This window comes from Silvibacterium bohemicum (assembly GCF_001006305.1).
Classification (GTDB): Bacteria; Acidobacteriota; Terriglobia; order Terriglobales; family Acidobacteriaceae; genus Silvibacterium; species Silvibacterium bohemicum.
On the sequence record NZ_LBHJ01000001.1, the window covers coordinates 26,443 to 40,128 of the forward strand.

At 60.7% G+C, this 13,686-nt stretch carries 12 protein-coding genes and 1 riboswitch; of the genes, 5 read left to right on the forward strand and 7 right to left on the reverse strand.

The window, feature by feature from the left end; all coding sequences use genetic code 11:
• Positions 1-17 precede the first annotated feature (17 nt).
• The 3 genes from XX99_RS00110 (at position 18) to XX99_RS00120 (ending at position 3,585) form a co-directional block, all read left to right on the forward strand.
• Positions 18-1,583 (forward strand): GH39 family glycosyl hydrolase, encoded by a 1,566-nt coding sequence (locus XX99_RS00110; protein ID WP_050057361.1) that lies wholly within the window; start codon positions 18-20, stop codon positions 1,581-1,583.
• Positions 1,584-1,669: 86 nt separating this feature from the next.
• Positions 1,670-1,789: riboswitch (SAM riboswitch) on the forward strand.
• A gap of 178 nt (positions 1,790-1,967) precedes the next feature.
• On the forward strand, positions 1,968-3,236 hold the full coding sequence (thrC, locus tag XX99_RS00115; protein ID WP_050058030.1) for a threonine synthase: 1,269 nt from the start codon (positions 1,968-1,970) through the stop codon (positions 3,234-3,236).
• Positions 3,226-3,585, forward strand: a complete 360-nt coding sequence (locus XX99_RS00120; protein WP_082125124.1) for a MoaD/ThiS family protein — start codon at positions 3,226-3,228, stop codon at positions 3,583-3,585. The genes thrC and XX99_RS00120 overlap by 11 nt, the downstream gene beginning before the upstream one ends.
• A 174-nt stretch (positions 3,586-3,759) precedes the next feature.
• Here XX99_RS00120 and XX99_RS00125 read toward each other — a convergent pair whose 3' ends face one another.
• The 6 genes from XX99_RS00125 to XX99_RS00150 all read right to left on the reverse strand — a co-directional run bounded on the left by XX99_RS00125 (position 3,760) and on the right by XX99_RS00150 (position 9,074).
• Positions 3,760-4,452, reverse strand: a complete 693-nt coding sequence (locus XX99_RS00125; protein WP_050057362.1) for an energy transducer TonB — start codon at positions 4,450-4,452, stop codon at positions 3,760-3,762.
• A gap of 102 nt (positions 4,453-4,554) precedes the next feature.
• Positions 4,555-5,322, reverse strand: coding sequence for an enoyl-ACP reductase FabI (locus tag XX99_RS00130; RefSeq protein WP_050057363.1), 768 nt, complete (start codon positions 5,320-5,322; stop codon positions 4,555-4,557).
• 177 nt (positions 5,323-5,499) lie between these two features.
• On the reverse strand, positions 5,500-6,318 hold the full coding sequence (gene murI / locus XX99_RS00135; protein ID WP_050057364.1) for a glutamate racemase: 819 nt from the start codon (positions 6,316-6,318) through the stop codon (positions 5,500-5,502).
• Positions 6,315-6,977 (reverse strand): GerMN domain-containing protein, encoded by a 663-nt coding sequence (locus tag XX99_RS00140; protein WP_050057365.1) that lies wholly within the window; start codon positions 6,975-6,977, stop codon positions 6,315-6,317. The genes murI and XX99_RS00140 overlap by 4 nt, the downstream gene beginning before the upstream one ends.
• On the reverse strand, positions 6,974-7,741 hold the full coding sequence (locus XX99_RS00145; RefSeq protein ID WP_050057366.1) for an N-acetylmuramoyl-L-alanine amidase family protein: 768 nt from the start codon (positions 7,739-7,741) through the stop codon (positions 6,974-6,976). The genes XX99_RS00140 and XX99_RS00145 overlap by 4 nt, the downstream gene beginning before the upstream one ends.
• Positions 7,728-9,074, reverse strand: coding sequence for a DUF1015 domain-containing protein (locus XX99_RS00150; RefSeq protein ID WP_050057367.1), 1,347 nt, complete (start codon positions 9,072-9,074; stop codon positions 7,728-7,730). The genes XX99_RS00145 and XX99_RS00150 overlap by 14 nt, the downstream gene beginning before the upstream one ends.
• Before the next feature lie 336 nt (positions 9,075-9,410).
• Here XX99_RS00150 and XX99_RS00155 point away from each other — a divergent pair, with 336 nt between their 5' ends.
• Both XX99_RS00155 and XX99_RS00160 read left to right on the forward strand, forming a co-directional pair.
• On the forward strand, positions 9,411-10,583 hold the full coding sequence (locus XX99_RS00155) for a VWA domain-containing protein (protein ID WP_231581094.1): 1,173 nt from the start codon (positions 9,411-9,413) through the stop codon (positions 10,581-10,583).
• A complete protein-coding gene (locus tag XX99_RS00160; RefSeq protein ID WP_050057368.1) occupies positions 10,567-11,727 on the forward strand; it encodes a VWA domain-containing protein in 1,161 nt (386 codons plus the stop codon). The genes XX99_RS00155 and XX99_RS00160 overlap by 17 nt, the downstream gene beginning before the upstream one ends.
• Positions 11,728-11,799: 72 nt before the next feature.
• Here XX99_RS00160 and XX99_RS00165 read toward each other — a convergent pair whose 3' ends face one another.
• Positions 11,800-13,488, reverse strand: coding sequence for a sensor domain-containing diguanylate cyclase (locus tag XX99_RS00165; protein ID WP_050057369.1), 1,689 nt, complete (start codon positions 13,486-13,488; stop codon positions 11,800-11,802).
• Positions 13,489-13,686: the final 198 nt, after the last annotated feature.

Sequence of the window (13,686 nt, forward strand, 5' to 3'; positions counted from 1 at the left end):
TGGAGTTCAAAGCACTTATGCGGAACTGCGCTCTCGTCTTCGCTCTCGCTCTATTTGCCGCACCTCTCATCGCTCAGAGCGGCCTTCCGCCTCGCGAGATCGTCGCCGACGTATCGCACGTAGCCGGTCCGCATTCCAGCACGCCTTTGATGACGGTAGGCGCAGGACGCGCCAATGAGGGGCTGCGCGCCGATTGGCAGCAGCAGCTGGCTGTTGTGCAGAAGGAGATCGGCTTCCGGTATCTGCGCTTCCATGGCCTGCTCCATGACGATATGGGAGTCTACGACGAAGATGCGAGCGGCAAGCCGACATATAACTTCCAGTATGTCGACGCGCTTTACGATGCGCTGCTCGCCTTGCATATTCGCCCCTTCGTCGAGCTGTCCTTCATGCCGGCCAAGCTGGCCAGCGGCACGAAGACGGTCTTCTGGTGGAAGGCGAACGTCACGCCGCCGAAGGATATGGACAAATGGAACGGCCTTATCCGCGCGCTTTTGCAGCATTGGCGCGAGCGCTACGGCGAGGACGAGATTGCGCAGTGGTACTACGAAGTCTGGAATGAGCCTGACCTCGATGGCTTCTGGAGCGGGACGCAGCAACAGTATCTCGATCTCTATCGCAACACCGCCGAAGATGTGAAGTCTGTTTGCCGCCGATGCCGCGTGGGTGGACCTGCCTCGGCAATGGATGGTCTGCAGCCGATATGGCTGAAATTCATTGCTGACAACCATGTGCCAGCTGACTTTCTTTCCACACATACGTATGGCGTGATCAAGGGAGCTTTTGACGCCGACGGCAAGGCGGGCACAGTGCTCGACGTCAGCCCGGATTCGATCGTGAAGCGCGTGCGCGGATCGCGCAGCGTGATCGATAGCTCAGCCACACCCAAGCTGGAGCTGCACTACACGGAGTGGAGCACCAGTTACACGCCGAGCGATCCGATCCACGACCAATACATCTCCGCCCCATTCATTTTGCAGAAGCTGCGCGAGACTTCGCCGCTGGCGCAATCCATGTCCTATTGGACCTTCACCGACATCTTTGAAGAGAGCGGCCCGCGCTTCACGCCTTTTCATGGCGGCTTCGGCCTGATCAACTATCAGGGCATTCGCAAGCCATCGTTTTTCGCCTACAAGTGGCTTGCGCAGCTCGGCAGCGAGGACATTGAGAGCAACGACCGGCAGAGCTGGATCACGAAAAGCGGCGATGGCTCGGTGCAGGCGCTCTTCTGGAATTACACGGCTATCGCGCCGCCTGGTGACGAAACCAACCAGGTGTTTTACAAGCAGGAGCAGCCGTCCAATCCCGCTCCATCTGCGGATTTGAAGATCGAGGGCTTGAAGAGCGGGCGCTACCGGGTGAATGTTTATCGCACCGGCTATCGGCAGAACGATGCCTATACGGCATATTTGCACATGGGATCCCCCCGCCAGCTTACCCGCGCGCAAGTCGCCGAGCTTCAGTCCGCGGCCAGCGGAGCTCCGGTGGAGACGCGCGATGTGGACCTGAAGAACGGCGTCTTTACTGAGCGCTTTGAGATGCATCAGAACGACACGGTGTTGGTGATCCTCAAGCGCGAGTAGATTGCGAAGGGTTCCGACAGCTTGCATCGCAATCCGCGCTGTGGTATCTAATAGATATTCAAGTTTGCTCTCACGAGCGAGCCTGAGTTTCATGAAGAGTGGCTGAGGGACGGGCCCTGTGACGCCACGACAACCGGCTTAGGCAATCTAAGACATCGGTGTCAACTCTCTCCTAAATCCGGCAACGGAGGCGGGGAACATGAGATTCGGGGATGCACGCAGTATCGCATCTCGCCAAATCCCAGCAGTACCGGATTCATTCCGGTGTAGTACCGATGTTTTAGCAGAGTTCGTCACGCGTGCCCGTGCATTTGTACCCGTAGGAGAATACTCCGATGGGTCCCGCCGTCACTCCTGAAGTTGGTTTCAGGAATCGAGGGTTCCATGGCGCTTGCTTACGAATTACGTTGTCGGGAATGCGGGAAGACGTATCCGAATACTCCGCTGTCGATCTGCGATGCTTGCTTTTCTCCGCTCGAAGTCCATTGCGATCTCGAAGCGGCTCGCGGCTCTTTCACACGCGAAAAGATTGCCCAGGGTCCGGATAGCATGTGGCGTTACAAGGCCCTGCTGCCGGTGCCGGAAGATTACGTTCCTGCAACGCCCGCCGGTTGGACGCCCCTGCTCGCCGCGCCCCGGCTGGCATCGCGCATCGGCGCAAAGAATCTCTACATCAAGAACGATGCCGTCTGCCTGCCGACGCTGAGCTTCAAGGACCGGGTGGTCTCGGTCGCGCTGGCCAACGCGCAGATCTTCGGCTTCGATACGGTAGGCTGCTCCTCGACCGGCAATCTCGCGAACGCGGTGGCCGCGCAGGCCGCACGCCTGGGCCTCAAGACTTATATCCTTGTGCCCTCCGACCTGGAGCCGGCCAAGATTCTCAACACCCAGGTCTATGGCGCGAAGCTGGTCCGCATCGACGGCAACTACGATCACGTCAACCGCCTTTGCTCGCAGATCGCCGAGCGCTACAACTGGGGCTTCGTGAACGTGAACCTCCGGCCCTACTATGCGGAAGGCTCGAAGACGGTCGGCTATGAGATCGCCGAGCAGCTGGGCTGGCGACTGCCCGACAACATCGTCTGCCCTATGGCTGGCGGGTCGTTGATCACGAAGATCAAAAAAGCATTCAAGGAGCTGATCGCGCTGGGTCTGGTCGAAGAGAAGGAAGTGCGCTTCTTCGGCGCGCAGGCCACTGGCTGCTCGCCCATCTCGACCGCGGTGAAGACCGGCGCCGATCACATCGAGCCGCAGCGGCCTTCCACCATCGCCCGTTCGCTGGCCATCGGGAACCCTGCCGATGGCATCTATGCGGCGCGCGCCATTCGCGAAAGCGGCGGCTGGGCTGAGGATGTGTCGGACGTGGAGATTGTCTCGGCGATTCAGGAGCTGGCCGAGACCGAAGGCATCTTTACCGAGACCGCGGGCGGCGTAACGACTGCTGTGACCGCGCGCCTCTACGCGCACGGCCGTATCAAGGCCGACGATCTCACCGTCACCTGCATCACCGGCAACGGATTGAAGACAACCGACGCGCTGGCGGGCGCCTATGAAGTAGAGCGCGCCGTTCGCCCGAGATTGTCCGATTTCGAAGCCTACATCGAAGAACAGACTGAAGACCGCGCCATATTGGAGGGAGCAAGTGTCCGTTAAAGTCCTATTGCCGAACGCATTCCAGAAGCACACCGATGGCACCAAAGAGATTCAGTCGAGCGCGCACAACCTGCCCGAGCTGATCACCGAGATCGAAACCAGCTTTCCCGCGCTGAAGACCCATCTGCGCGACGAGCAGGGACAGGTGCGCCGCTTCATCAATTTCTACGTAAACGAAGAAGACATCCGCTTCCTCGGGAACGAGAAGTACGACTTCAAGGATGGCGACGAAGTGCTGGTGATCCCCTCCATCGCCGGCGGGTGCTCCCCGCACGGGGACACGCGCTTCGCGCCATCTCAGCTCTGCTGCTGTTCTTATTGTGGCCAGGAAGAGTGTTCCTGCGCTTGAGGACTGGCCGTCCAGGCGAGGGCGCGCCTGTCCTGGTGGTAATCAGGACGTTTGTAATCTCCCACATCTCAAGAGCGAGATGTGGGGCACCGGTTGAGCGGGTGTTTGCTGTCCGGATCTCAGCCAACCGGTGTTATGCTGCCCGGACTTAAGCGAACCGCAACTCCGCCGCCCTTAACCCTGATACCGCTGGCTCATCGGAAACACCAGCTCCGACACTGAAGCCACCGGGCTTCCATCGAGCGTGGCGGGGTGGAACTTCCAGCCTCTCACCGTATCGAGAATGGCTTGGTCGATGCTGTTGCCTAATCCGCGAACCAGTTTCTCATCCAGCACTTCGCCCTGCGCGCTCACGTTCACATCGACAACCACGTTCGTCTCTTCATTAGGAAGCAGTCCGCGGTCTCTGACCGGCGGGTTCGGCGAGTAGACGGGAAAGGCCGGGTTCAGATCCTGCGAGCTGGTGCCTGCGCCGCTGATCTGCGATTGAGAATTCGAGTTGGAGCTGCCTGCCTGGCTGGCCTGCACCTGTCCGTCCTTGGTCTTCGCCTCGATCAGGGCCGGTTCCTTCTTGCGGGCGAGCGGAGTCGTCTCGGTCTTCTTCTTCGCCGGTGAGACGTTGAGCTTGCCGGTCACGTGCATCTGCACCGCGCCCGTCCCCATGCCGTCCTTCCAATAAAGCAATACGGCGGGATGGCCGCCTCGGGAGCTCGCCGGGCGCACCTTCCAGGCATGGTGTCCGCCAAGGATCAGGAGCGCCAACAGACCGGCGTGGGCGGCGAACGATATCCATGGTCCGGCAGCAGCGTGGGATCCGGTAACAGGCTTAGCCTGCTCTTCGATCTGATGATTTTCTTCGTTCGCCATAGACCCTCCCTGCTGGACACTCACGCAAAGCTAAATTGAACATCAAGAGCCGGGTTCATCCAACGGAGCGCGAAAAGCGCAGATCGCCGGACGCGCAGTCCCCTAGAAGCCCATGATGTTGTAGCCGGAGTCGACGTAGATGACTTCGCCGGTTACTCCGGATGCAAGCTGCGATGCCAGATAGACGGCGGTGCTGCCCACTTCGGCTTGCTCGGTGTTTCGGTGCAACGGAGCGCGGTCGGCATGGGCCTTCAGCATGTCGCTCAGGCCGCCGATGCCGCGAGCGGCGAGCGTCTTGATGGGGCCGGCGGAGATGGCATTCACGCGAATATTCTGCTTGCCGAGATCGGCGGCAAGATAGCGGACAGTCGCTTCGAGCGCGGCCTTAGCCACACCCATCACGTTGTAATGCGGAACGACCTTTTCGGCGCCGTAATAGGTGAGGGTGATGATGCTGCCGCCCTCGGACATGAGCGGGGCCGCGGCACGGCTGAGCGCGATCAGCGAGTAGACGCTGACGTCGTGCGCGACGCGGAAACCCTCGCGCGAGGTGTGCACAAAATCGTTCTTCAATTCCTCGGCAGGCGCAAAGGCTACCGAATGCACCAGCACATCGAGCTTGCCGTAGCGTTCTTTGAGCTGGGCGAAGACCTGGTCGATCTCGGCGTCGTTCGAGACATCGCACTGGAAAGCTTCTGCTCCGGGCAGGTCATTGATCAGGCCTTCGGCTTCGGCCTTCATGCGTTCGTTCTGATAACTGATGGCGAGCTTGGTGCCGGCCTCGTGCAGCTTCTGGACGATGCCCCAGGCAATCGAGCGCTTGTTCGCCAGCCCGAAGACAACGGCGACCTTTCCTTCAAGATTCAACATGAAAGCGTCTTCCTCCAAACAATAAGGATAGCAGTCAGCTAAGGTCCGGTCGGCTAATGAGCGGGTCGCTAAAGTCCGGTTGGCTAAAAGGCGGTCCGCCGGTTGACATGCGCCAACCGGCTCTAAGCTATCCGCTTTTTGCCACCCGCACTCTAGCCACCCGCTTCTTCGCTTTCATTAGCCGCCCAGATCGACAAGCGTGACCTGATCGATGCGTTGGCCGAGGAACTTTGCGCCCAGGCGGCAGAATTTCGTTACCGAATCCGTTGCGTAGAAGAGACGCGAACCTTGAATTCCCGAATTTTGGGTGCTCCACATCTCGACTTTGAGATGTGGGATAGCGCTCGCCACCTGCGCCGCTGTTACATCGGCTGAGTCGATCACGCGAATCGACGCTGGAACCGCTCGCTCGATGTTGGCGCGGAGCAGAGGATAGTGCGTGCAGCCCAGCACCAGGGTGTCGGGATCGAGATTGCGCTCTGCCGATGCAGTCAGCAGTTCAGCCAGGTAGATGCGCAGCACCTCTTCGGTCACGGGATGATCGATCCATCCCTCCTCGACCAGCGGCACCAGCAAGGGGCAGGCCTTCTCATACGCGCGAAGGCCGCGTTCTGCGCAGGCTCCCGAGTAGGCGTGGCTTTCTACGGTTGCGGCGGTGGCTATGACCAGAACATCCTTCGATTTCGTAGTGGCGAAGGCGGCGTTTGCGCCGGTTTCGATCACGCCCAGCACCGGCACGCGAACCGCATCGCGAATCGCGTCGAGTGCGAGTGCGCTGGCTGTGTTGCAGGCGATCACCAGGTATTCCGCGCCTTCTTCCACCAGAAAGCGGGCGCTCGAGACGGCATAGCGCGCGACGGTGGCCTGTGACTTGGCTCCGTAGGGAAGCCGGGCCGTATCGCCGAGGTAGGTGTAGTTCGCGGCAGGCAGCTGTTCGAGCAGCGCGCGCAGCACGGTGAGGCCTCCGAAGCCGGAGTCGAAGACGCCGATGTTCATTGCGCCCCCGTGGCGGTGTCGGAGGCGAGATACACACGCGTGAGGTCGGCGTGCCCGGCGAGCGTATCTTTCGCATGGCCGTCGATGAGGAAGCGCACCTGCGTGATGGTGGGGAGATTGTCGTGCAGCGTGCCCAGGATGGCCAGCAGCGTCAGGGTTTCGGGTTCGATGCCCGATGGGTGAGCAGCGGCGAAGGCCGCGCTGAGATCGACCACGGCCATCTCTTCCTTCACTGGCGGCGAACCCTTGGGTTGGGCAATAGGCATCAGAAAGACCTCGTCCAGATCCTGGCCGGCCGATGGACTTTCGCTGGCTTCGGCACTGCTGTCCTGTCCGGCAGCCGGAGCGATGGGATGCGTCGATTTCGGCTCGCGAAAGAGATGCAGCAGGGTCTCGATCAGCACGCGCGCGCGGGCACTCTCGTCCTGCGGCATAGGCAGGTCGCGGCGTATCTCCAGCAGCGATCCGTCGGTGTCGTTGGGCATCAGTAGCAGCACGGACTCCGGCGCCGCGCCGGCTGGTTCTTCCACCGGAGTTTCATCCTGCAGAGCGCGCAGCCTGTCCTGGGCGCGCTCGCGCAACCGGATCAGGAAGGTGGCCATGGAGACGACCGCGATCAGCATTCCGATAAAGAGAATTCGTTGGGCGCGCGAGATCAAGGCTGCTGTCTCCAGTCATTGCGCCACTGATCCATGGCTGCGGTCAGTGCATCGATTACAGATTTTTGATAACTGGCGTCGGAGATGTCTTTCCCCTTGGTGGTCGAGCCCTCCTGCAACGGAGCGATCTCAACCGCGACTGCGGGGCAGGCGAAGCTGTCCATCGGCTGCAGGGAGGTACGGCCCAGCGTCACGGGAATCTCGGCGTGAGCGAGCGCCGAATCGATCTCCGAGGATAGCTTCAGGCTCTGCGTTACGTAGGCCGATTGCGCCGTCTGCCAGGGCATGAACTTGGTCAGCGGCGTGGGAGCCAACGACGAGGTGTAAAGATGGACGCCGCTGCCGGTTGCCGTGGCATGGATCAGGATGCAAGCTGCGGCCGATGCTCCATTGGCTATTTCCGCGCGAGCGATCCCGGAAAATTCGCCGTCCGATTCGCGGGTCGTGACCACTCCGATGCCGTGGGCTGAAAGCGTAGATCGGAGCCGTACGGAAAAGCTGAGAGTAAGTTCCTTCTCGAGCTGGCCGTTGCTGAAACGCGCACCCGTATCGGAGCCGCCGTGCGCCGCGTCGAGCACGACGATGTAGCGCGGTGCCACGTTCGCCGGCTGCGCGCCCGGCAGTGCCGGCGTCGACTGCGACTGGACCGTGACTGCAGTAGGAGCGGCGGCAGGAACTGCAGGTTGAGATGTCTGCTGTGCGGAACAGGCCGCAGACACTAAAATCAGCGGCCAGCTCCGGCGGAGTCCATCAATCCAAGGCATAGATGGTGAGACCACTCAGGAGTTTGGGGAAGAAGTCCGTCGACTTCGGCGGCATGGTTTCGCCTGCGAATGCCACCTCGCGAAGCTGATCGAGAGCGACAGCCTTCACCAGGAAAGCGACATCCGCCTCATGCTCCTGCACCTGGGCGATCGCTTCGGATGCATCGCGCAGGTAGCGAAGGTTGCCCTGTTCGCGGATCGACTCCGCAGTCAGGTCCAGCAGTTCTTCCAGGATCACGGCATGCAATTGAACGACATCGAGCTGCCGCTGCCGCTGCGAAAACTTGTCGAGTATGGCGGCTGCGGCATCCGGTTTCGCGGTCAGCAGAGAGCTGCCGTCTGCGGTGACGGCGACAAACGCTGTCTTATCTTTGGTCGCCTCGAGCCGGGCGAGATGCTCGGAAGGATCGGCGCCGGCGAGCGGCTCGATTTCGAAATACGTCTGGGCACGCTGCAGCCATGCGGCTGGCGAGAAGCCTTTGAGGCCATGGACCACGCGATGCGCCGGCAGAATCAGCAGGCCTTCGGAGTCCATGTTGACGAAGGTCATCATGACCGCGGCTTCTGGATAGGGCGGCTGCGGCAGCTTGTCCGCATTCCGCTCGATTGGCGCGGTCGCCGCTTGAGCGGCGCGCTCGTGGGAATAGTTGAGCGCGGTCTCGTAGCGGTGGTGGCCGTCGGCGATGATGAGCTTCTTGTCTTCGAGCGCGGTCGTTACGAAGTTGATGACGGCGGGGTCGCTCACCCTCCATACGCGATGCGTCACTTCGTACTCGTCGGTGACTTCGATATCGGGCGCAGCGGTGGATTGAAAGAGTAGGCTCTCGACGCTGAGTCCGGGATCGGAATAGAGCATGAAGATCTGGCCGAAGTGGGCGCGGGTGGCGCGCAGCAGGTTCAGGCGGTCGCTCTTGGGCTTGGGCAAGGTCTGCTCGTGGCGAAAGACAACCTTCTGTTCATAGTCGTACAGTTCGCCCAGCGCGATCAGGCCGCGGCGTTCCTGGACCAGATCGGGTTTGCCGGGGACGCTGAAGCGCTGCGAGTAGGCGAAGATCGAGGGCTCGCTCTCTCGCGAGAGGATGCCGGCCTTCCGCCAGTCCTGGAAATCACGTGCCGCCCGGGTATAGATGTCGGCGTCTTTCCCTGCATTCTGTTCCGTATCGAAGAGCTCAGGCAGGCCGAGGATGATGCGGACCAGGTTGTAGGGGCTGCGCTGGTAATACGCCTGCTGCATGGCCGGCGTGATCTTGTCGTAGGGCTGAGTGACGACGTCTTCCAGACGGACCAGCGAGGGATTGTAGCGAAGGGCTCGGAAAGGATAGACGCGCGCCATGAAATCGGGATCGAGCTCCTGGAACGTGAGGGTGGGTCGCGGTCAAGGACGGCATTCCCGCGGGGAGCCGGGGACGGGCAAATCCATACTCAGTCGTTCTGACAGATTGTAAATCAGTGCCTTGGCGTCCATCCCGTTCCGGCGCGGAGCCCTCCTCTACAGATGGATTGCTCCTTCGCCGGCGGGGAGGTAACCAAAGGGTTGCGACATCATGAAAGGGGTATCAGCAGCGGGTTTCCGGCCATGCTAGGATGCTGTGCACAAGCGCTTCGGGTTTTGCGCCGTTTTTCCGCCTGCTGTGGCATGAAGCGTTGTGAGAACCGGATGGCTCCGTCCATGTCTGCTACCCACAGCCCGGCCTGTTTGCGCTCGCCGGATGCCGTTGAGTTGGTTTCCGCTACTCCCCCGATCTCGGTTCCCGGCTCGTTTTCCCGATATCACGCCGCTCCTATGCCCCGGCATGGCTGCGGACGAGCTTGGCTTCTGTCCAACCTGGCCGTTCTCGGGCCTGTAGCGTTGCTGGCAATGCTGGCCGTCTTTGCACCCTATCGTGCTTTGGGGCAGGAGAATCCGCTGAGTACGATTCACGTGGCGCCTCCGCCACCACCCCCTCCTCCTCCGTCGACAGAACCACCTCCTGTGGAAGGAAAAGCGGCTCTGAAGGCAAGGGCAGGCGAGAGAATCCGCGTCGATGTGAACCTGGTTCTCGTGCCACTCACGGTGACCGATCCCATGGATCGCCTGGTTACCGGCCTGGAGAAAGAAAACTTCGCGCTCTATGAAAATAATCACCCCGAAGCGCTTAAAAGCTTTTCGTCGGAAGACGCGCCTGTTTCCATCGGTGTCATCTTCGATCTGAGCGGCAGCATGGCCAACAAGGTCATCCGCGCCCGAGACTCGATCCTGCAATTTATGAAGACCTCGAACCCGCAGGACGAATTTTTCGTGGTCGGATTCAACGACCGTCCCGAGCTGATCGAGGATTTCACCTCGTCGACCGATGAGATCGACGCCCGCCTGTCCACGGTCAAGGCCGGTCACCGCACCGCCCTGCTCGACGCGATCTATTTTGGGCTCAACAAAATGAAGCAGGCCAAATATGAACGCAAGGCGCTCCTGGTGGTGTCGGACGGCGGCGATAACCGCAGCCGCTACACCGAGGGCGAGGTGCGGTCCGTCGTTCGGGAGTCCGGCGTGCAGATTTACTCGATCGGCATCTTCGATCCCTATGCGGCGACCACGGAAGAGCGAATGGGTCCGCTGCTGCTCAATGACATCTCCGATGAGACCGGGGGAAGGCTCTTTCGCGTCGACGACATTGCCGAGATGGGCGACATCGCGACCAAGATCAGCTCCGAGCTGCGACATGAATATGTGCTGGGTTATAAGCCGACAGATGAGAAGCGCGACGGTAAGTGGCGTAAAGTGAGAGTGAGGCTGGTTCCGCCCGCGGGACTACCTCCACTCACCGTCCATGCCCGCAACGGATACTATGCCCCTCTGCAATAACCGGTTCCTGTTTTCGATCGCTCTTCTTTCCCTCGCATCTCTGCCCGCCTTGGGCCAGACCGCTCCCGCTGCGCCGGCGTCTGCTGCTTCTACGCCGCCTGCGGCGCAAGCTTCACCGAGGCAGGTTTTGCGTCCGGAGACTCAGCAGCCGCTCAATGTCGACCGGGACCCGATCACTTCTCCGGACGCGACCGACAATGAGACCGTCAGCCCCGACCATGCGACCGCGGCGACCCACGGCGCGGACATCGAAAAGGGCAATCACGGCTTCACGCTGCGCCGGGATGTGGACGAGGTGGTGCTGAACGCGACCGTCCTCGAAGAAAACCGCCGGCTGGTGAATGACCTGAATAAAGAGGATTTCAAGATCTGGGAGGATGGCGCTCCGCAGGCCATTGCCTCGTTCCAGCACCAGGACATTCCCGTATCGATGGGCATTCTGGTGGACAATTCGGGCTCGATGCGTGACAAACGCGCCGCCGTTAACGCGGCCGCCCTGGACCTGGTGCGAGCTTCGAACGCGCAGGACGAGGCGTTCATCGTGAACTTTTCCGATGAAGCCTTCATCGACCAGGACTTTACCTCCGATCTCGCCAAGCTGCGCGACGGCCTTGCCCACATCGATTCGAAGGGCGGCACGGCGCTTTACGATGCGGTGGTAGCGTCGGCCGATCAGCTGGCCAAGGGCGCGAAGCGCTCCAAGCAGGTACTGCTGATCATCACGGACGGCGAAGACAATGCTTCCAGCCTCACCCTGGAGCAGGCCATCCGCCGGGTGCAGCAGATGCAGGGGCCGGTGGTTTACTCGATCGGCCTGCTCTTCGGCGATGAAGGCGGCAGGGAATCGAGGCGGGCCAAGAGGGCTTTGCAGCTGCTTTCGGATGAGACCGGCGGCCTGGCGTTTTTCCCGAAATCGCTGAACGATGTCGACGTGATCGCCACCGAAGTGGCCAAGGATATCCGCAACCAGTACACCATCGGCTATCACTCGACCAAGCCGGCCTCGCAAGGCGGCTACCGGACGGTGAAGGTGGAGGCTCGCGCCAGCGGTCATGGCAAAATGGTGGTCCGGACGCGCAGCGGCTACTATCCGAAGGTTTCCTCTACCGAGGTCGTGGCCCAGCCGGGCGCGGGAAGCAAATAGGTCTTTGCTGGGAGTGATCGGGGCGTCTGCCTTTTCAGGGCATCGGGTTTGGCAGCGAATGCATAACCGGTTTTAGGCGAGGAGAACACTCTCCGCCGGGACTACCCGGTTGCGTCCCAGGTGCTTGGCTTCGTAGAGGGCGCGATCGGCGGAGCGCAGGATCTCTTCGACCGTTTCAGCGTGCTGCGGATAGATGGCCACCCCGATGGATGTGGTGACTTCGGGCAAACACTCGCCGCGGTTATAGATGCGCATCTCGCTGACCATGGTCCGGAGCCCCTCGGCGCGCTGCATGGCTGCCTCCAGGTCCAGCTCAGGCAGGATGGCGACAAACTCTTCGCCGCCAAAACGGCAGAGGATGTCCTCGTTGCGAACCGCCTGCAGAAAATTCTCCGCCAGCTCGCGTAAGACGGTGTCTCCTGCCTCATGGCCGTAGGTGTCGTTGAAGCGCTTGAAGTGGTCGATGTCCATCATCATGACCGCTACCGGCTTATTGTGCCGCGCCCCGCGGCGAAGCTCGCGGTCCAGCGCCATCTCCATGTAGTGGCGATTGAAGAGGCCGGTGAGTCCGTCACGGATGGATTGCTGCTCCAGGCGGCTGCGCAGATTGAGGCCTGCAAAAGAGATGGAGGCAAGCTCGACAATCTGTTCGATGGGAGCCATGTTGGCATCGACCATCGCAGCTACGCCAGGAGAGAGGCACTCGATATAGACGACTCCGAGGGTGTCTCCATAGGCCGCGAGCGGGATGCAGACGTAGTATTCCGGCACGTGACCGTTGAAATGGGTGCAGTGAACCTCGGACTGCATGGGCCGGCGCCAGCGCATGCGCCCCGAGCGCAGCCCGCAGCAGCCTTCCAGCGTGAAGGCATCCATCACCAGGGTAGAGCTGCCCCAGGACGCTACCTCTTCCACCATGTGGCGGGTGTTGTTGGTCAGACAGATGCTTCCGGAGGTGCCGGGAAGCAGCTGCTCGAAGTAACGGATGGCGCACTCCTGGGCCTGCGCCAGCCGCACGCAAAGCTGTAGTTCATCGCGAACGCTGGTCAGGAGTGTCGACTCCTTGGCCTGCCGCTCGAGGGCGCGCACGGTGCTGGCCAGTTTCTCGTTCGCTTCATAGAGCCGCCGCTCATATTGCTTGCGGCGAACCGCGTCGCGAAGAAGAAAGCCGAAGAGGGCCAGGATCACCAGGATGGAGAGAACGGTGAATGAGACGCTGAGAATGATGCTGCGCTGGGAATTCAGCTTTGACTCGTCGGTGCGTTGTGAGAGCAGTTCGCGTTCCACCTCCTGCAGCGTTCCCAGGATGAGGCGGCATTGCGAAAGAGGATTGGTAACGGCGTCGCCTTGTTCTTTTAGCCTGCCAATAGCTTTGCCGAGGGAGTCTGCGCAGACCACCAGCTTTCTCGCCTGGCCATTTTGGCGGGGATTGTCGGAGGTGAGGTCCTGAAGGCGCAGTGCGCCGGAATTGAAAGATACCTGACTTGTTTGAGCGCTGCGAATGTTTTCTTCGTCCTTGGTGAGCTGGAAAAGACGGGTGGCAGTGTCAATGCGGTCGGCGACCTGGCTCTCTGAGCGCAGGCTCGACATCACGGTCTGCGAATGCTCGATCCAATCGCGGGACTCATTCAGCTTTTTCGCAGCGCTGTAGTGCAGCCAGCCGGCTGCAGCTACGCAGATACAGGCACCCAGTGCGGCTAAGATCAGGAGCTGGACGGCGCGATTTTTTCCGGGAAGCGTATTGGATAGTGCGATAGGCACGTGACCACCAGACAAAGAAGCAGATTTCGAAATCCTGGCTCGCTCAGCCGAGCGATGTGCGAACGAAAAACCCAGGCGAAAACTGAGACTACTACCGTCAGTTAACGGCAAAAAGTGACTAAAGTTTACATTAGTGCCGCTCAAAGGCAGCGGAAAAAGCGTGAATTTGGACATCCAGACAAGAGAAAAGTAACGTGC

Bases quoted from the DNA above. Each gene is read 5' to 3' on its own strand.
- XX99_RS00110 (WP_050057361.1), top strand. From the start codon at position 18: ATGCGGAACTGCGCTCTCGTCTTCGCTCTCGCTCTATTTGCCGCACCT.
- thrC (WP_050058030.1), top strand. From the start codon at position 1,968: ATGGCGCTTGCTTACGAATTACGTTGTCGGGAATGCGGGAAGACGTAT.
- XX99_RS00125 (WP_050057362.1), bottom strand. From the start codon at position 4,452: ATGGCGAACGAAGAAAATCATCAGATCGAAGAGCAGGCTAAGCCTGTT.
- XX99_RS00130 (WP_050057363.1), bottom strand. From the start codon at position 5,322: ATGTTGAATCTTGAAGGAAAGGTCGCCGTTGTCTTCGGGCTGGCGAAC.
- murI (WP_050057364.1), bottom strand. From the start codon at position 6,318: ATGAACATCGGCGTCTTCGACTCCGGCTTCGGAGGCCTCACCGTGCTG.
- XX99_RS00145 (WP_050057366.1), bottom strand. From the start codon at position 7,741: ATGCCTTGGATTGATGGACTCCGCCGGAGCTGGCCGCTGATTTTAGTG.
- XX99_RS00150 (WP_050057367.1), bottom strand. From the start codon at position 9,074: ATGGCGCGCGTCTATCCTTTCCGAGCCCTTCGCTACAATCCCTCGCTG.
- XX99_RS00155 (WP_231581094.1), top strand. From the start codon at position 9,411: ATGTCTGCTACCCACAGCCCGGCCTGTTTGCGCTCGCCGGATGCCGTT.
- XX99_RS00160 (WP_050057368.1), top strand. From the start codon at position 10,567: ATGCCCCTCTGCAATAACCGGTTCCTGTTTTCGATCGCTCTTCTTTCC.